At 63.2% G+C, this 18,568-nt stretch carries 11 protein-coding genes and 1 tRNA gene; 10 read left to right on the top strand and 2 right to left on the bottom strand.

Features of this window, described 5'->3' with window-relative positions; translation table 11 throughout:
- Window positions 1-64 precede the first annotated feature (64 nt).
- A complete protein-coding gene (locus tag DXK93_RS01070; RefSeq protein ID WP_119449089.1) occupies window positions 65-1,021 on the top strand; it encodes a LysR substrate-binding domain-containing protein in 957 nt (318 codons plus the stop codon).
- Between the two features lie 161 nt (window positions 1,022-1,182).
- Entirely contained in the window at window positions 1,183-1,896 is a 714-nt protein-coding gene (locus tag DXK93_RS01065; protein WP_054456550.1) for an autoinducer binding domain-containing protein, read from the top strand.
- 134 nt (window positions 1,897-2,030) lie between these two features.
- Here DXK93_RS01065 and DXK93_RS01060 read toward each other — a convergent pair.
- A tRNA-Ala gene (locus DXK93_RS01060) sits at window positions 2,031-2,106 on the bottom strand.
- A 66-nt stretch (window positions 2,107-2,172) separates the two neighbouring features.
- On the bottom strand, window positions 2,173-2,955 hold the full coding sequence (gene xth, locus DXK93_RS01055) for an exodeoxyribonuclease III (protein ID WP_119449088.1): 783 nt from the start codon (window positions 2,953-2,955) through the stop codon (window positions 2,173-2,175).
- A gap of 360 nt (window positions 2,956-3,315) precedes the next feature.
- On the opposite strand from xth, the gene DXK93_RS01050 reads away from it, so the two are divergent.
- The 8 genes from DXK93_RS01050 to DXK93_RS01015 form a co-directional block, all read left to right on the top strand.
- Window positions 3,316-3,837 carry a sigma-70 family RNA polymerase sigma factor gene (locus DXK93_RS01050; RefSeq protein WP_119449087.1) on the top strand — a complete coding sequence of 174 codons (522 nt, stop codon included), beginning with the start codon at window positions 3,316-3,318 and terminating at the stop codon, window positions 3,835-3,837.
- Between the two features lie 150 nt (window positions 3,838-3,987).
- Window positions 3,988-4,236 carry a DUF4880 domain-containing protein gene (locus DXK93_RS01045; protein ID WP_119449086.1) on the top strand — a complete coding sequence of 83 codons (249 nt, stop codon included), beginning with the start codon at window positions 3,988-3,990 and terminating at the stop codon, window positions 4,234-4,236.
- Between the two features lie 287 nt (window positions 4,237-4,523).
- Window positions 4,524-4,778 (top strand): MbtH family NRPS accessory protein, encoded by a 255-nt coding sequence (locus tag DXK93_RS01040; protein WP_119449085.1) that lies wholly within the window; start codon window positions 4,524-4,526, stop codon window positions 4,776-4,778.
- On the top strand, window positions 4,778-5,530 hold the full coding sequence (locus DXK93_RS01035) for a thioesterase II family protein (protein ID WP_119449084.1): 753 nt from the start codon (window positions 4,778-4,780) through the stop codon (window positions 5,528-5,530). Before DXK93_RS01040 ends, DXK93_RS01035 begins: the two co-directional genes overlap by 1 nt.
- Entirely contained in the window at window positions 5,508-6,206 is a 699-nt protein-coding gene (locus DXK93_RS01030) for a 4'-phosphopantetheinyl transferase superfamily protein (protein ID WP_158598541.1), read from the top strand. Before DXK93_RS01035 ends, DXK93_RS01030 begins: the two co-directional genes overlap by 23 nt.
- Window positions 6,203-7,180 (top strand): TauD/TfdA family dioxygenase, encoded by a 978-nt coding sequence (locus tag DXK93_RS01025; protein ID WP_119449082.1) that lies wholly within the window; start codon window positions 6,203-6,205, stop codon window positions 7,178-7,180. The genes DXK93_RS01030 and DXK93_RS01025 overlap by 4 nt, the downstream gene beginning before the upstream one ends.
- Before the next feature lie 26 nt (window positions 7,181-7,206).
- A complete protein-coding gene (locus tag DXK93_RS01020) occupies window positions 7,207-12,480 on the top strand; it encodes a non-ribosomal peptide synthetase (RefSeq protein WP_119449081.1) in 5,274 nt (1,757 codons plus the stop codon).
- Window positions 12,481-12,484: 4 nt separating this feature from the next.
- A partial coding sequence (locus DXK93_RS01015; RefSeq protein WP_119449080.1) for a non-ribosomal peptide synthetase occupies window positions 12,485-18,568 on the top strand: 6,084 nt, incomplete at its 3' end.

The raw sequence follows: 18,568 nt of genomic DNA, 5'->3' as shown, positions 1-18,568 counted from the left end.
GTCGGCGATAACTGGATAATTGCGGTTCCTTATCAATCGATAACCAACTCACCGACTGCCTTCCATGCCGGACATCCCCACTCTGCAGCAGCTGCGATCGCGCCTGCGCATCCGCCACCTGGTCTTGTTGCACGAGCTGGGACGGGTCGGAAATCTGCACCGGGCCGCCGAAGCCATGCACCTCAGCCAGCCCGCGCTGAGCAAGCTTCTGGGCGAGGCCGAGGCGCTGGCAGGGCAGCCCTTGTTCGAGCGTTCGCATCACGGCGTCGCGCCGACCGCGCTGGGCCTGCTGATGATCGATCGCGCGCGTCTACTGCTGAATGAGCTGGATGCGACGCACGCCGAACTCGCGGCGGCCGCCAACGGCGCGACCGGCAAGGTCCGGGCAGGCATTTTTCCGGTGGTGGCGCACCTGCTGGTGCCGCTTGCGGTGCAAGGCCTGCAAGAAAGCCATCCAGCCCTGCGCATAGAGCTGTCCGAGGGCCTGGAAAAGCAGTTGCTGCCCGCCTTGCGTGCGGGCGAGTTGGACTGCGTCGTGGGACGGCTGGGGGTGGAGGGTGCGGACGCGGATCTGCAATGCGAGATCCTTTACGACGAGGCTACCGCGGTCGTCTGCGGCCCCGCCCATCCGCTGGCCTCGCGCAGCCGCCTGAGCGGCGCCGCGCTGGACAACTGCCGCTGGGTGCTGCCGTCGCGCAACGCCGCGCTCTACAGCATGGTCGCCGCCGCCGTCTCGGCGCGCGGCGCAGGCTTTCCGCAGGTAGCCATCGAATCCAGCGCCATCCTGACCATCGTCTCGTTGTTGCAGCGGACCTCGCTGCTGTCGGCCATCCCGCTGCGTGTGGCGCGCTCTCTGGCGGCAAACGGGCAACTGGCCATCCTGCCGCTGGCCTTGCAGGCGCGGCTGCATCCCGTGGGCATCATGACGCGACGAGATGCGCGCGCCGCGGCTGCGGCATCGTTGTTCCTGGATGCGCTGCGAGTCGCTGCGACGACGGTGCGCGCCGACGCAAGCGTTTGAATGCCGGCAGTCAATAAATAAAATATAAACAAGTAATCATATTTGTTTATATTTTGAAATATTTCAGGAGTTTAACTATATTGCGACAGCGGCCTTTTCTTGATTTCAGCCGTGCGATTTTCAAATGATTGCGATGCAAATGCACGGGGACGGAATTCAGAATGAAGCCGTGGGCACAAGACCTTCTATTGGCGACTAATAGCGCAACCACTGAGCAAGCTGTTTTCACGAAGGTGGCAGCCGCTGCATTGGATTTGGGGTTTACTTATTGTGGGTATGCAGTGGGGACGGCCTTGCCGTTTACCAACCCTCAGGTCGTCATGATCAGCAATTATCCGACTGTGTGGCAGGAGCGCTACGCACAGGCGCGTTACGTGGAAGTCGACCCTACCGTAAAACACTGCAGCCAGTCTGCGCTGCCTATCGTCTGGTCGGAGAGGGTATTTGCCGAAACGCCAGAGCTTTGGGACGAGGCGCAGGCAGCCGGGCTTTGTGTGGGATGGGCCCAGTCGAACCTGGACGCGTACGGAACCGGCGGAATGCTGACGCTGGCCAGGCAGAAGGAGCAACTCTCCGATGAGGAACTGCTCAGCAAGGAATTGCGCATGCGATGGCTGGTGACCGTTGCGCACCTGGCGCTCAGCAGGGTCTTGCTGCCGCGATTTAAATTAACGCCGGATACTCCGCTGACGCGCCGCGAGACCGAAATTCTAAAATGGGCGGCGGACGGCAAGACCAGCAGCGACGTGTCCGAAATACTGGCGATTGCCGAGTCGACGGTCAGATTCCATACGAAAAACGCCATTTCCAAGCTCGGCGCCCGGAATCGGACCGCAGCCGTCGCTCGCGCCGCGTTGCTCGGACTTCTACGATAAGTGGGCGGCGCCTTGGCAGCCAGTCGATTTCCGCACGTTGCGGGATCGAGATTCGGCAGATGCCGGAACCCGGCGCATAAAGCAAGACAGGGCACTACATCGTTAAATGTAGCGCCCTGTCTTGGCGGGAATTTTGGTGGAGCGGAGGAGGATCGAACTCCCGACCTTCGCATTGCGAACGCGACGCTCTCCCAGCTGAGCTACCGCCCCAATGAAGCAAGACCAAGACTATACAGGAATGTTCTTGGCCTGCGCAATATGCCGCCGAACAAAAAATCAGGCGAATGCCAAGGTCGCAACGACCGGGGCGTGATCGGACGGTTGTTCGTTGCGGCGCGGCTCCTTGTCGATGACGCAGGCGGTGCAGCGCTTGACCAGCGGCGCGGACAGAAGGACATGATCGATGCGCAGGCCGGCATTGCGGCGGAACGCGAACTGGCGGTAGTCCCACCAGCTGAAGGCTTTCTCCGGTTGCTCGAAAAGGCGGAAGGAATCCGCCAGTCCCAGGTCGAGCAGGGCGCCGAAAGCCTTGCGCTCCGGCTCGGACACCAGCACCTGGCCTTCCCATTTTTCGGGGTTGTGCACGTCTTCGTCGGCCGGCGCGACGTTGTAGTCGCCCAGCACGGCCAGCCGCGGATACTGCTTGATCTCGTCGGCCAGCCAGGCTCGCATGGCTTCGAACCAGTCCAGCTTGTAGGCGTACTTGTCCGAACCCACCGACTGGCCATTGGGGCAGTAGGCGCAGACCACGCGCACATCGCCTTCGGGGCTGGGGAAAGTCAGCGCCAGGACGCGCTGCTGCGGATCTTCATACCCGGGAATGTTGCGCACCATCGACGTGCCGGGCACGCGCGAAATGATGGCGACGCCGTTATAGGTTTTCTGGCCCGCCCAGACGGCGTGGTAGCCGGCTTCGGTGAAGGCGGCCTCGGGGAACTTGTCGTCCGTGAGCTTGAGTTCCTGGATACACAGCACGTCGACGGGATTGGCTGCCAGCCAGTCGAGCACCTGCGGCAGGCGCACATTCAGGGAGTTCACGTTCCAGGTGGCTAATTTCATGGTTTTTGTAGACCGTTCATTCATGCGGCTTGCGGCGGCGTCGCCTGCCACGGTCCCGGTTCCAGTTAATCATCTGGCCATACATCCGGGGCGTGGTCGGCGGTCGCCGGGGACAGACGCAGATGATACCGTGGCCGCGCCGCTCGAGCCGGCGGGCTGTCCATTCTGAAGTTGACGTAGAGGCTTTCGAGGCTTCGTGCCGCAAGCAATCTGGAGCAGATTCGAAGCCCTGTAAAAAGCGCCAGGTTAGGGCGAAAACGAGGGCGCGGCGATAGACATTCGATTTTTCATTAATGATAATTGTTCGCAATAGATTGAATTATTACAAGTCACCATAAATCTTTGCGCGGAGGCGCTTCAATGTCCATGGGTACGCAGGGAGTGGGGCTTGGAGACATATTCATTGCGCATCGGGCGCAGCTTCGTCGCATCGCGCAAAGAATCGTGGGCACGCCGGAGATCGCGGACGAAGTCACGCAAGACGCCTATCTGAAACTCATGGAAGGGGCATGCGCGCGCGATGTCAGCAAACCTTATAGCTATTGTTGCCAAGTGGTTCGCAATCTGGCGTTGGACCACTGTCGCCGTCAGGCCGTCGAATCTACGTATCGCATCTATACCGACGACGGGGAATTGCCGCAGGTCGCCGGCGGCTGCGTGCCGGACCGGCGCTTCCAGGAGCGGCAGGTGATCGATGCCATTGACCAGATCCTGGGCACCTTGCCGCCCAGGACGCGGCGCGCCTTCGAACTCTACAGGCTCGGCGGTTTGACGCAGCGGGAGGTTGCGCGGCAAATGGGCTGCTCAGCCACGCTTGTGAACTTCATGCTCCGGGATGCCACCGAAGCCGTCGCCAGCTGCCGCGATTTGCTGGAGGCCTGAGCCCGCAGGCATCAGGCTGCGCAGTTGCCCTTGGGCCAGGTGGGCGCAGGCATGCGGTTTGGACAGCGTGTCGTCCCTCAGAGAGGTTATCGTGGATAACCTTTTCCTTTACCATAGCGCCAACCAGCCTTTTAGCCCCCAAGGTAGCCTATGGGCGATGACACCAATTCGAAGCAAGACCCGGTCTGGGATGTTGCCTGGTCCTGGGTGCTACGCCAGCACGAGCACGATAGTTTCGATGCAACCGACGAAGCCGAGCTGGTGCAATGGCTCGCCGCCGATGCGGCACATCGCCAGGCCTACGACAAGGCTGGCCGCCTGTGGTTGATGGCGGGTCTGGTTCCTTCCGCGAACGATATCGATGTTCCGGGCGCCGAGGACCTCGGCGGCAAGGCCTAGTTTTCAGGCCTGTTCTCGCCACGTCTGCCTCCATTGACGCCATGCCGCCATGCGCGGCTTGCATCTCCTGCCGCGCAGCAAACTCGATCAGCGTGGCATCCGCAAGGATGCGTTTGCATGTGTCCGCGCGCAACCAACGTGTGTAGAGAAGTTCGCTCTTGTCCGCTCCGGGAGGACGTCGCGGGTAAACAAACCGAACAGCTGACTCGTCTTTGCTTGCGGTGACCCGCAAGTCGGCATTGGGCCGGCGCAGCGAGGGTCACCTCCTTCAATGCGCGAGGCAGCCCATGTCGACCAGTTGTTTTGACCGCGAGGACGAGACTTTCATCGTTCTCGTCAATCACGAAGAACAGTATTCGATCTGGCCTCACTGGAAGGCCGTACCCGGCGGCTGGCGCGCCGTCGACGGCGTCAAGGGAGACAAGAAAGCCGTTCTCGACTATGTCGAGAAGACCTGGACCGACATGCGGCCTCTGTCGCTGCGCCGATGGATGGACGAACAATCCGCGGTCGCGGTTCAATCCAGCGCCACGGCGGCCTGATGTCCAGCGCCACGCATACGCCATCCATCAATCTGCTCGTCTTGCCCTGCGCGGGCGCGAGCGCAACCATGTATCTGCGGTGGCGCCGCCACTTGCCGGCATGGATCGGCATCGTTCCGGTGGAGCTGCCCGGGCGCGGAATTCGGCTGGACGAGCCGTACGTCGAAGATTTTGCGCAACTCGTCGAGCGGATCTGCGATGAACACGCCGCAGCGATGCAAGGCCGCTATGCATTGTTTGGCCACAGCATGGGAGCCTTGCTGGCCCATGCCGTGGCTCAGCGTCGGCATGCGCTGGCCCTGCCTCTGCCCCAGGCTGTATTCGTGTCGGCCAGCCCGGCGCCGTCGCGCCGGGATCCGGATCGCTTTGCCGACCTGGACAATGACGCCGCCTTGATGGCGGATCTGCGCAAACAGGGTGGCACGCCGCAAGCCGTATTCGACAGCGCCGAATTGCTGCGCCTGACCCTGGATGCGCTGGCTGCCGACTACCGCGTTTGCGGAAGCTTCCGCTATCGCCTGTCCGAGCCGCTACCGGTGCCGGTGCATGCCTTTGCCGGAAGACTGGACGACATCGACGCGGAACGTATCGAGGCCTGGCGACGTGAGACCCGTCATGACTACACGCTCGACTGGTTCGATGGCGGACATTTCTTCATCCGCCAGCACGAGCAGCAAGTGCTGGCGGCCATTACGCGCGAGTTGGCTCGCCAATGTTCCGGAGCAGGCCATGCAGCCGCGGCAACTGCCTGATCCGCTGCCGACGGGCATCCAGGTGTTCCAGCTTGCGGTCGATCTGGCCGCACCCGTGGCGGAAAGCGACCTGGCTTTGCTCAGCAGTGAAGAGACCGCGCGCGCGCAGCGCTTCCATCGGCACGGCGACAAGGTCCGCTTCGTCAGCGCGCGGGCGGCATTGCGCAGACTGCTGGGCGCGCGCCTGGATTGCCGCCCGGAACGCTTGAGGTTCGCGGCCAACAAGCATGGCAAGCCGCGTCTGGACGTAGCGTGCTCCGCCGATCCTGCTCCGTACTTCAACGTTTCCCATGCCGGAGACTACGCCTTGATTGCCTTATCGGACAGCGTTCCGGTCGGTGTCGATATCGAACGCCGCGATCCGAATTGCGATTTCGCGGGCCTGTCCCGGTTGGTGTTGTCGATGCAGGAATGTGAGCTGCCCGCAGCGCGGCGGCTCGATTTTTTCGATTGCTGGACCGCCAAGGAAGCCGTGCTGAAAGCTCTGGGCCTGGGCGTGTCGGAGCACTTGCAGCGCTTGTCGGTACTGGCGCCCGATCCGGGTGAGGGTAGCCGCTATGCGTTGCGTCGTGTGGATCTGCAAGGGCCGTGCGTGGATGTTCTGCGTCTCGGCGCTCCGTCCGGCTATGCCGCCGCCTTGGCCTGGCAGCCCGACGCCAAGGGAGGATTGCGATGAATGATCTGGTGACTCGATTTGAACGCCGGGCTCCGCCTGGATCCGATCTGCCTGCACTGATTACGCCCGCCCGCGCGGGCGAGCCCTTGCTGGATGCGTTGCCGCGCTTGCGCGCCGAGATCGAGGCTAAGGTGGCGACCGTCGGCGGGGTATTGCTGCGCGGCTTCGACGTACCTTCCGTGGAGGGCTTCCGGGAGTTCGCCGCCCGCTTCGGGCATCCGCTGTTGAGCTACGAGTTCGGCTCCACGCCGCGAACGGCCGTGGGCGGCGGGGTCTACACCGCGACCGAGTATCCGGCCCACCAGTCCATTCCACTGCACAACGAACAGGCCTACACGCGCCAGTGGCCGATGAAAGCCTGGTTTCATTGCGTGATGCCCGCGCTGGAGGGCGGCGAGACGCCGATCGCGGACAGCCGTGCGATCTACCGGCGCATGCCCGCTGCGATCCGCGACCGCTTCGCGCCCGGCGTCATCTATGTGCGCAACTATGGCGACTTCGATGTGCCCTGGCAGGCGGTGTTCAACACAGAGAACCGCGGCGAGGTCGAAGCCTTCTGCCGCAACAACGGCATCCACTGGGAATGGAAGCCCGATGGAGATCTGCGCACGACCCAGCGGTGCCAGGCCATCGAGACGCATCCAGTGACTGGCGAGGTGGTCTGGTTCAACCAGGCCCATTTGTTCCATGTTTCCAACCTGCATCCCGAGGTGCGCGACTCTCTGGTTGAGCTGTTGGGCGTGGACAACCTGCCGCGCAACACCCTTTTCGCGGACGGCTCGCAGATGCCGGACGCAGTGCTCGACGAAGTGCGGGCCGTGCTGGACGCCGAGACCGTTTCCTTCAAGTGGGAGCAGGGCGACGTCACGATGCTGGACAACATGCTGGTCGCCCACGCGCGCTCGCCCTTCAAGGGACTGCGCAAGGTGGTGGTGGCCATGGCCGAACCGCACGGCAATCTGGGCAAGTTCTGAACGCATCGCCGAACAAGGGAATCCTCATGACGAAGCTGGCCATGCCGCAAGAGAGTTTTTTACACCCCGAGAATTTTGTCGACGGCCTGCGCCTACTCGCTGCCGACCGTCCCGAGGACATCGCGCTGACAGTGGTCGCGGATCGGGAAGGCGAGCTCGTCGAGACCGCCTTGACCTATGGCGCGTTCGCCCAGCGTGTGTTGGCGCTTGCCGCGGTTTTGCAAGTGCGCTATCGCAAGGGCGACCGCGCGCTGATCCTGCTCGACAACGATGAGCACTATGCGGTCAGCATGTTTGCCTGCTTCCATGCCGGCGTGATTGCGGTGCCGGCATTCCCCCCCGAATCCGCGCGTCCGCAACATCTGGCGCGGCTTAGAGGTATAGCCGAGGACGCCCAGGCGCGGGGTGTGCTGACCTCCGGCGCGCTATGCGCACTGGTCGAGGAGGCGGCGCGCCAGTTCGGCATGCTGGATATCGTGGCCGTGGACGAGGTCGACCTGGCGGCTGCGAGCCTCTGGCACCCGCAGCGGCCGGACGGCGCGGACGTCGCCTTTCTGCAGTACACCTCCGGATCCACCTCCGCGCCCAAGGGCGTGATGGTTACGCACGCCAACCTGATGGCCAATGAGCGTGCCATCCGCGCAGGGCTTTCGATCGGTCCCGACGACAAGTTCGGCGTGTGGTCGCCCTTGTTCCATGACATGGGCCTGATCGGCGGACTGTTGCAGCCCTTCTACAGCGGCATCCCCTGCGTGCTGTCATCGCCGCGCTTCTTCCTGGAGCGCCCGGTGCGATGGCTCGAGATGATCTCGCGTCATCGGATAACGATTAGCGGCGGTCCGGATTTTGCCTACCGCTTGTGCCTGGATCGAATCAAGGAAGGCCGCGCGGAGGGCCTGGATCTGTCGAGCTGGCGCGTGGCCTACACCGGCGCCGAGCCTGTGCGGCACGACACGATGGAAGCGTTTGTCGAACGGTTCGCGTCGGTGGGATTCAGCGCCGGCGCCGTTTACCCCTGCTATGGCCTGGCCGAGGCGACGTTGTTCGTCACCGGCGGGCGCAGGGGGAGCGGCATGGCGGTGGGCCGCTATGACTGCGAAGCGCTTGCAATGCGGCAGGCGATAGCGCGAATCGATGGCGCCGTGCTGGTAGGATGCGGCGGCGTGGCGCCGGAGCATGAATTGCGGATTTCCGATCCGGTGTCCGGCGCGGCCGCGCCTGAGGGTGTCATCGGCGAAATCTGGGCTGGCGGGCCCAGCATCGCAGCGGGCTATTGGAACAAGCCACGCGAAAGTGCCGAGACTTTCGTCGAGTGCGACGGACGCCGCTGGTTGCGCACTGGTGACCTGGGCTTTTTGCAGGATGGTCAGCTCTTTGTTGCTGGCCGGCTCAAGGACATGATCATCGTGCGCGGGCACAATCTGTACCCGCAGGACATCGAACGCGTGGTGGAAGAGCGGGTCGAGGCCGTACGCAAAGGCCGGGTGGCGGCCTTCGCGGTGGAACTCGACGGACAGGAAGGTATAGGCGTCGTGGCCGAGGTGTCGCGTGGTCTGCAAAAGCTCGTGCCGCCGCAGGCGCTGGTCGATGCCCTGGGCGCGGCCGTGAGCGAGCAATGCGGAGAGGCGCCGAGAGTGGTTGTGTTGCTGCAGCCCGGAGCGTTACCCAAGACTTCCAGCGGCAAGCTACAGCGCGCCGCTTGCCGCAAAGGATGGGCCGAGCGCACGCTCGATGCCTACGCGCTGTACGAGAGCGGGCGTTTCGTGGCGGGCGTGGACATTGGCGCGGCGGCTGTGGATGGCATAAATGCCCACGCAGAGGATCAGATCCAGGCGTTGGCGAACGTTTGGCGCGAGGTTCTTGGACACGAAGAGGCACGGCGGTACGGCAGTGAAGCGCACTTCTTCACGCTGGGCGGGAATTCCCTGGCCGCGATACAGTTGGCTGCACGCATCTCTCAAATCTGGGAGACAGACTTCCCGGTACGCCAGGTGTTCGAATCGCCGAGGCTGAGCGAGCAGGCTTTGGCCTTGAAGACCTGCCTGCAAGTCGGATCGCGCACGCGTTTGGCCTGCATCCCCGTGCTGTCTGCGGAACGGCGCTCCAAGCCCCTGCCTTTGTCGCCCGCCCAGCAGCGGCAGTGGTTCCTGTGGCGGCTGGATCCGCACAGCACCGCATATCATGTTCAGGGCGCGCTGCGTATCGCGGGCGCGCTGGATGTCGAGGTCTTGCGTGCGGCCGTAGCTGGTTTGACCACGCGTCACGAGGCGCTGCGCACCCTGTTCCGCGCGCGGCCGGATGGCGAGGTGGAGCAGATGATCCTCCCTGGGGGCGGCCTGGAACTCCAGGTAGTTGACCTGCGCACCGTGGCGCGCGCCGAGCGTGATGCGCAGGCTGGAAAATCGCTGCGCGCATTTCTGGCGCCGCCCTTCGATCTGACGGTCGGCCCCTTGGCGCGGGCGGCGCTGATACGACTCGACGATCAGAGCCATATCCTGACGCTGGCAATGCACCACATCATTGCCGATGGCGCTTCGATGCAGGTCTTGGTTGACGACCTGGCTGCGCTGTATGCGGCAGGGCCCGCGGCCGACGAGGCGCCGCCTGCCTGCCCAATCCAATATGCTGACTATGCCAGTTGGCAGCGCGACGCCGCCGTGCGGGATGCTCAGGAGCGCCAGTTGGCGTATTGGGTGGAGCAGCTCGGCATGCCCCCGGGCGAGCCACAGCCCAGCCTGGCGCTGCCTGTCGATCATCCCCGTCTGCCGGTTGCTCAATACCGGGCGGGATTGCATACCTTCGAACTCCCGGTTGAGCTGCTGGCTGCCCTGCGTCGCCAGGCCGAAGCCCACGGCGCGACCTTGTTCATGGTGTTGTTGGCCGCCTTGCAGGCATTGCTGTACCGCCATACCGGGCAACGGGACGTCCGCGTCGGTGTGCCTGTCGCCAACCGCCCGCGAGCGGAACTGCAGGGCGTGGTGGGCATTTTCGTCAATACGTTGGTACTGAAGAGCAGTATCGAGACTCGTCAGAGCCTGGAGCAGGTGCTGGCTCAGGTCCGGGAGCGCGTGCTGGGCGCGCAGGCAAATCAAGAGGCGCCGGTCGACCAGGTCGTCGAGGCGCTGCGGCCAGTGCGCAGTGCAGGCGCCGCGCCGCTTTTCGACGTGATGTTCAACCATTTGCGGCGGGACTACTCGCTACTTCAACAGCGGTTGGGCTGGCGAGTGTCTGAAGAGCCCGCGGGTAATGAGCATGCGCAGTTCGAGCTGGCCGTAGACACGGTGGAAGATGTTGACGGGCGCTTGGTCGTGAACTTCCGCTATGCGGCTGAGCTGTTTGATGCTGCGACCATGGCACGGCTGGGGGGGCACTATGTTGCGATGCTCGAGGCGCTGGCCGGCGCGCCACGCCAGGCGGTGGGCGAAGTCGAGTTGTTGAGCGGCGCGGAGAGGAACAAGCTGAGGGCCTGGGGCGAGAATCCGCTCCGACCTTCCAAGATGGAGCCGGTGCACCGGCAGATCGAGCACCAGGCGGGGGCCCGTCCGCGGGCCGTGGCGCTATGGTTCGGCGAGGAGAGCGTGAGCTACGAGGAGCTCAACCGCCGCTCCAACCGCCTGGCGCACCGGCTGATCGGCCTCGGGGTCAAGCCGGAGACGAGAGTCGGCATTGCCATGGAACGTTCCATCGAGATGGTGACGGGGTTGCTGGCGATCCTGAAGGCGGGGGGAGCCTACGTGCCGCTGGAACCGGAACTTCCCGGCGAGCGGCTGGCGTACATGGTGGAGGACAGCGGCATCGAGCTGCTGCTTACGCAGAGCCGGGTCCGGGGCCGGCTCTGCGTGGACAAGAGGCTGCGGTTGCTGGAGGTCGATGCGCTGGATCTCGACGGCGAGCGGGAAGACGATCCCGGCGTGGTCGTACACGGAGAGAACCTGGCGTACGTGATCTATACCTCGGGTTCCACGGGCAGGCCCAAGGGAGCGGCTATCCGCCACCGGTCGCTGGCGATCTGCATGAATTGGATGCAGCAGACCTATGGCCTGACCTCCGAGGATGCCGTGCTGCACAAGGCGCCGTTTGGGTTCGATGTATCTGTCTGGGAGATCTTCTGGCCGCTGACGGCCGGGATACGGCTGGTGCTGGCCGCGCCGGGCGATCACCGTGATCCCGAGCGGATCACGGCACTGATCCGTCGGCATCAGATCACGACGCTGAACTTCGTGCCGGCGATGCTGCAGGCCTTTCTGGCGCATGAAGGCATCGAGACGCAGACGCGGCTGCGGTACGTGATGTGCGGCGGCGAGGCCATTTCCGCGGCCATTCAAGGCGAGGCACTGCGCCGGCTCAGGGGGGGGAGCCTGCAGAATCTTTACGGCCCGACCGAGACGACCATCCACGTGACGCAGTGGACGTGCCGGGACGACGGTCAAAGCCGGGTGCCGATTGGGCGGCCGATCGCCCAAACCAGGTCCTACGTATTGGATGCATCGCTGAATCTGGTTCCGCAAGGGGTGGAAGGCGAGTTGTACATCGGTGGCGATCTGCTGGGCCGTGGCTATCTGAGTCGACCGGGTTTGAGTTCGGAGCGTTATGTGGCGGACCCGTTCGACGAGGCGGGCGGCCGGCTGTACCGCACGGGAGACCTGGCGCGGTGGAATGGGGAGGGGCAGCTGGAGTTCCTGGGCCGGACGGACCATCAGGTGAAGATCCGCGGCGTGCGGATCGAGCTGGGGGAGGTGGAGGCCCGGTTGCTGGCCCAGCCTGAGATTCGCGAGGCGGTAGTAGTGGACAAGGGCGCCAGATTGGTCGCTTACGTGTCCCTGGCGACCGAAAAGATGCTTGATGTGCGCGAACTGCGCGCTCGGCTTGCCCGGGCGCTGCCGGATTACATGGTGCCTGGCGTGATCATTTCAATGGAATCCTTGCCCCTCAACGCCAACGGCAAGGTGGATCGCCGCGCGCTGCCGGAACCCGAAACGCCGACCCTCCCGATGTTCGAGATGCCTGTGGGTGAGGTGGAGACCGTGTTGGCACAGCTCTGGACCGAGGCGTTGGGCGTCGAGCGTGTTGACCGTAATGACAACTTCTTCGAATTGGGCGGGCATTCGCTCATTGCGGTCCGGATGGCGGCGGTTCTGGCGAATCGCTATGCATGCGACGTCCCGGTGCGCATGTTCTTCGAAGCGCCGACCCTGCGGGACTTTGCGTTGCGGCTTTCGGAGGAACGGATGCCCGACGCAGGCTCGCGTCAGGACCGACTTGCGCTGATGCACAACCTGATGAGCGAATTCGAGGTCTGAAACGATGGAACTGGACGAAAAAAGCCTAGCCCGCCGCTTTATGGCGCTGTCCCCGGAAGCGCGGCGGGGATTTCTGACGAAACTTGGAGAAGCGGGTCTGAGTTACGTCGATTTGCCCATTGTTCCGGTGGATCGTAGCGAGGCGCTGCCGATCTCTTATGCGCAGAGAGGCCTTTGGTTGACCTGGCAGCTTGATCCGTCCAGCCCAGCCTACAACATGCCGGGGTTCCTGCGCTTCAGGGGCGTGTTGGCCAAGGATGCAATGCTTGCCGCCATGCGAGATCTGGCGCGACGACATGAAACTCTGCGCACAATCTTTCGTGTCGGCATCGACGGTGAACCCGCCCAGGTGATTCTGCCGTCGGAAGCCGTTCAGGTGAATGTGGCGGATCTCCGCGCGGAGCCTGAAGACAGGCGCGTGCGGACGCTGAATTCACAGCAACAGGCTCTGGTTCGTCAGCCATTCAAGCTCGATGCCGAACCGCCGGTGCGGGCCACGTTATGGGAGGTCAGCGAAGATGAGCATGTGCTGGGCATCGTATTGCACCACATAGCGGGGGATGGCGCGTCCGTGCGAATACTGCTGGACGAACTCCTGATTCTGTATCGAAATGCTTGCGGCGCACACTCGCAAGAACTGGATGCTCTGCCAGTGCAGTTTGCCGACTATGCCGTCTGGCAGCGGAATTGGTTCGATGCCGGCGAGCGCGACCGCCAGTTGGAGTACTGGCGGTCGCGGCTGGGTATCGAGCATCCGCCCGTCGAGTTGCCTATGTTGCGGCCGAGAGGCGGCGTTATCGAATCAAAGGAAAATCACTACGAGTTCCAGCTGCCGCGTGAATTGAGCGAGCGCATTCGCGTTCTGGCACGGTCTCACCGAGCCTCGCTGTATATGGTGATGCTGGCGTTGTTGAAACTGACGCTCCATCGTTTCAGCGGTGCGCAGGATGTACGTGTCGGCGCCCCGGTCGCCAACCGCAGGAAGGCCGAAACACAGGGGCTGGTCGGCTACTTTCTCAACTTGCTGGTCATGCGCACCCGGGTGGATCCGGCGAGCAGCTTTGTAGATATTCTCGGTCGGGTTCGTGAGACAGTGCTGGATGCACACGCCCATCAGGATTTGCCCTTCGACCTGCTGGTCGATGCGCTTCGACCGGAACGGGACGCCGGGGTACATCCGTTTTTCCAGGTCAAATGTACTCAGCAGGAGCATGTCCCGGAAATCAGAATCGCGGGCGATCTGGAGGTGGAGTTCGTTCCCATATCCAGTGGCCAGGCTCATTTTGACTTGAGTCTGGATTTTACTGATCGCGATGACGGCATACGTTGCGACTTGATCTATTCGGAAGCGCTGTTTGACGAGGCAATCGTTCATGCGTTCGCCGCCACCCTGGAGAGCTTCGCGGCGCAGGCAGTCGACTTTCCACACAGGATGGTGGCGGATCTTTCCTTGCCGCTTCCCGTTTCCGAAGCCGCGGGCGCGCAACGCGAATTCGGCGCGCCAAGTGTGGTCCGGATGTGGAAACTGGCCGCCGAGGCGGGTTCGGCGAAGTTTGCGGTAAGAGACGAAGATCACTGCCTGACTTACGCCGAACTGGACCGACAGTCCGGCCGTCTGGCGCAGACGCTGATCGCAAGAGGGGTCGGTTGCGACGTCCGCGTGGGCGTATACGCGGAACGATCGTGCCGGTTCGTTGTTGGCTTATTGGCCGTGTTGAAGGCGGGCGGCGCCTATGTCCCTCTCGATCCCTCCTTGCCGCCAGATCGGTTGGCCTTCCAGTTGCGGGATAGCGGTGCCGCGCTGTTGCTGAGCAGCGGAAGACCGGCCTGGCAGCCGGATATTCCCGTTTTTTCGCTTGAACTTGCTGTCGCACCGGAACAGGATCCTGTTCGAGTTGTGCCGTCGATACATCCCTCGCAGGCCGCCTACGTCATCTACACATCCGGTTCCACCGGGAATCCGAAGGGGGTGGTGATCAGTCACGGCGCATTGGCCAACTATGTGCAGGCCTTGCTGGAGCGCCTCGATCTTCCCGAAAGCGCGCGCAGCATGGCGATGGTTTCGACCGTCGCGGCCGACTTGGGGCACACGGTGCTGTTCGGCGCCTTGTGCTCCGGACGGGAATTGCATTTGATCTCCACGGAACGCACCTTCGATCCGGATGCCTTCGCCGAGTACATGAGCAGACATCAGGTAGATGTACTAAAGATCGTGCCCAGTCACCTTCAGGCTCTCCTGAATGCGGGTACGCCGGAAGAAGTGCTGCCGACGAGTCGGCTGGTGGTTGGAGGCGAGACGACACGGTGGTCGCTGCTGAAGCAGGTCGCGGACTTGAAACCGGGGTGCCAGGTACTCAATCACTACGGTCCGACCGAGACCACGGTGGGCATTCTTACGCAGGAAGCGCGTGTGGCGCTGCGCACGGCCAGCGCCTTGCCCGTCGGGAAACCGCTAGCCAATGGCTATGCCTGCGTACTGGATGTGAATCTCAATCCGGTGCCGTTCGGGGTGGCCGGCGAATTGTATGTGGGCGGTCCGGGCGTGGCGCGCGGCTACCAGGGGCGTGCCGCACAAACAGCCGAACGCTTCGTCGCTAGTCCAACCAAGACAGGCGAGCGCCTCTATCGCACGGGAGACCGGGTGAGGATGCTGGAGGACGGCAATCTCGAATACCTGGGCCGGGCGGACGACCAGGTGAAAGTGCGCGGCTATCGGGTGGAGCTGCGGGAGATTGCCCAGGCGTTGCTCGGAATGACCGGCGTCATGGCGGCCGAAGTCATCATCCGCGAGGACGAGGATCGACAAACTCAAATCCACGCATATATCGTGCCCCAGACCGGGGAGAAGCTCGCGGCGGAGGACTTGAGAGAAAGGCTCGCCCGAAAGCTGCCAGAGTACATGATGCCCAGCGCGATCATGCAACTGGACGTCTTGCCGCTGACGGCTAACGGCAAGGTCGACCGCAAGGCGTTGCCGCTGCCCGAGGAGCGCGCGGCGGGGCGTTACGAGGCGCCCCAAGGCGAAGTGGAACAGGCGCTGGCCGACGTATGGAAGCAAGTACTTCGAGTAGATCAGGTCGGCCGTCATGACAATTTTTTCGAACTTGGCGGTGACTCGATCCTCGCCCTTCAAATCATCGCGCGGGCTCGCAAGCAGGGACTGCGCTTCACGCCAAAAGAACTGATGGAGCGTCAGACCGTCGCCGCAGTCGCGGCGGTCGCTACCCAGGAAGCTGCGCCGATGGCGACCGCCGCAGCGACCGCGGCGTCGTCCGAGGCAGGCATGCGGTTTGCGCCGATACCCGTGCAGGCTTGGTTTTTTGAACAGAAGTTCGAGGACGATCACCACTGGAACCAGTCGCTGCTCCTCAGCGCTACCGAGGTGATTGAACCGGCACAGGTGCGGCGGGCTGTCGAAGCCCTCGTCGTGCATCACGAGGCTTTGCGTCTGACTTTCGAACGTGGCGCCGACCACCGCTGGTCGCTGTGCAGTTTGCCGCCAGGCCATCCAGTCTTCGAGGAGATCGATCTCGCCGCAGAGGGCGATATCGCTGTGGCCATCGAGAATGCTGCCGATCGCGCTCAGCGCAGTCTGAGCCTGCAACGGCCATTTAAAGCGGTGTGGATGAATCTGGGCGGCGGGCGTGCCGGCCGCTTGCTGCTGGTTGCCCATCACCTCGTCGTCGACGGTGTTTCGTGGCGTGTGATTCTTGATGACCTTCAGGCCGTGTGCGGGCAGATTCGAGAGGGACGTACGCCGGATCTTCCCCCTGTGACCACGTCATTGCGGGATTGGTCCACAGCGCTGGCACGCTATGCCGATAGCGCCAAGCTGCGCGACGAACTGACCTATTGGGAGAGCGTCGTTGGGGGAGCGGAACAGGCGCTGCCCGGTGTCGCGGACGGCAGCAACACGGTGGCCGACGCGCGCACGCTCATTACCTCGCTGGGTGAGGCGCGCACGGAGCAGCTCCTGGCCGATGTGCCGCAAGCCTACCGCACGCGCATCGACGACGTCCTGCTGACAGCCCTGGCGCGCACCTTGTGCGCCTGGGATGGGCGCGAACATGTCTTGGTCGAACTCGAGGGCCATGGTCGGGAGGAGCAACTTTTCGATGGCGTGGACCTGAGCCGAACCGCGGGCTGGTTCACCACGCTGTATCCGGTACGTCTGGCGCCGGGAGATACGAGCCGGGAAGCGGATGGGAGCCCTGGCGGCAGCCTGAAAGCCATCAAGGAGCAGTTGCGGCAGGTGCCGAACAAGGGGATCGGCTACGGCGTGCTGCGCTACCTTGGAGACGAGGGGCGTGTGCTTGCCGATGGCGCCTATCCTCAGGTCACGTTCAACTATCTCGGTCGGATCGATCAGAGCTTCGGTGTTGACACGATATGGCGGCTGGCTCGCGAGAGCGCGGGACAGGAGCGTGCTCCCGGCAGCCGGCGCCGGACGTGGCTGAGCATCGACGCGGAGGTGCACCGCGGCGAGTTGCGCGTGCGCTGGACCTTTAGCACGGCGGTCCATGACGAGGCCACGATAAGGGACCTATCCCGACGGTTCCTGGATGAACTGGAAAACTTGATCGAGCACTGCCTGAACGGCGCGCAGGGTGTGACGCCGTCTGACTTCCCGCTGGCCGGGATCAGCCAGGATCGACTCGACGGATTGCGGCTGCCATGGGATCGCGTGGCTGACCTCTATCCACTGTCGCCGATGCAGGCCGGGATGTTGTTTCACAGCATTCTCGAGCCGGAAGGGACGGTGTACGTCAATCAGCTCCGGCTGGATCTGGAAGATCTTGATGCTGCCCGCTTCAAGGCGGCATGGAAGACGACGCTCGATCGGCATGAAGTGTTGCGCACGGGCTTCATGCAGGGCGAAGCCTCGCTTCAATGGGTAGCTCGATCGGTTGAATTGCCACTTGTCGAATACGACTGGCGTGACCGAGTCGACCTCGACGCTGCGCTCGACGCATTGGCCCAGGCCGAGCATGAGCGGGGCTTCGACCTGGCCACGCCGCCGTTGTTGCGGTTGGTGCTGGTTCAGTGCGGCGCGGGTCGATATCACCTAATCTGGACGCGTCACCATCTGTTGCTGGACGGTTGGAGCACTGCGCGACTGCTGGCCGAAATCCTCACCCGCTATTCCGGGAAAAGCCCGCTTCCTTCGCGAGGACGCTACCGGGACTACATCGCCTGGTTGCTAGCCAGGGACGGCGCGGCTGCGGAAATGCACTGGCGGACACTATTGGCAGACTTCGATGGGCCGACGAGGATCGGCTCCGAGCCCAAACCGTCCGCAGACGGGCAGGGCCACCAGGAACACATTCAGGTGTTCGATGCCGCGGAGACCGCGCGCATGGCGGAGTTCGTCCGGGCTGAGCGGATAACCTTGAATACGCTGGTTCAGGCAGCGTGGGCGCTATTGCTGCGGCGCTACACCGGACAGGCAGGCGTGTGCTTCGGTGCGACCACGTCGGGTCGCCCGGCGGAGTTGCCCGATGCCGACGAGGTGTTGGGGGTGTTCATCAACACTCTTCCCGTCGTGGCGCGCCCTCGGCCGGAGCAGCGGATAGGTGATTGGCTGCGCATGCTGCAAGCGCAGAACATCGCATCACGTGAACACGAGCACACTCCGCTTTTCGAAATTCAGCGTTGGGCTGGCTCCAATGGGCAGGGATTGTTCGACAGCATCCTGGTGTTCGAGAACTATCCGGTTGACGAGGCGCTACGACAGCCAGGCAATGGGGCGCCACGTGTCTCCATCGCTGGCAATTGGGAAGAGACCAACTACCCGATGACTTTGACCGTAACTGCGGAGGATGCGCTGACGATCGGCTATTTTTTCCAGGAAAAATGCTTCGCGGCGGAGCAGGTAGCGCTTCTGGCCGGCCATATGCGGAACTTGCTGATGTTCCTCACTGGGTCGGCGCAGCGTTGCCTGGGAGAAGCTGATGCGGTGAGCGGGGCCGAGCGTCGGCAATTGAACGAGTGGGGCGTGAATGCTCACCGGTACCCGGATGCGGAGCCGGTACACCGGCTGATCGAGCGCCGCGTACGGGACTATCCACATGCGAGCGCACTATTGTTC

Source organism: Achromobacter sp. K91 (genome assembly GCF_003576205.1).
GTDB classification, from domain to species: domain Bacteria; phylum Pseudomonadota; class Gammaproteobacteria; order Burkholderiales; family Burkholderiaceae_B; genus Achromobacter; species Achromobacter aegrifaciens.
The sequence above is the reverse complement of the archived record's forward strand: the minus strand, read 5'-3'. Positions and strand labels throughout refer to the sequence as shown.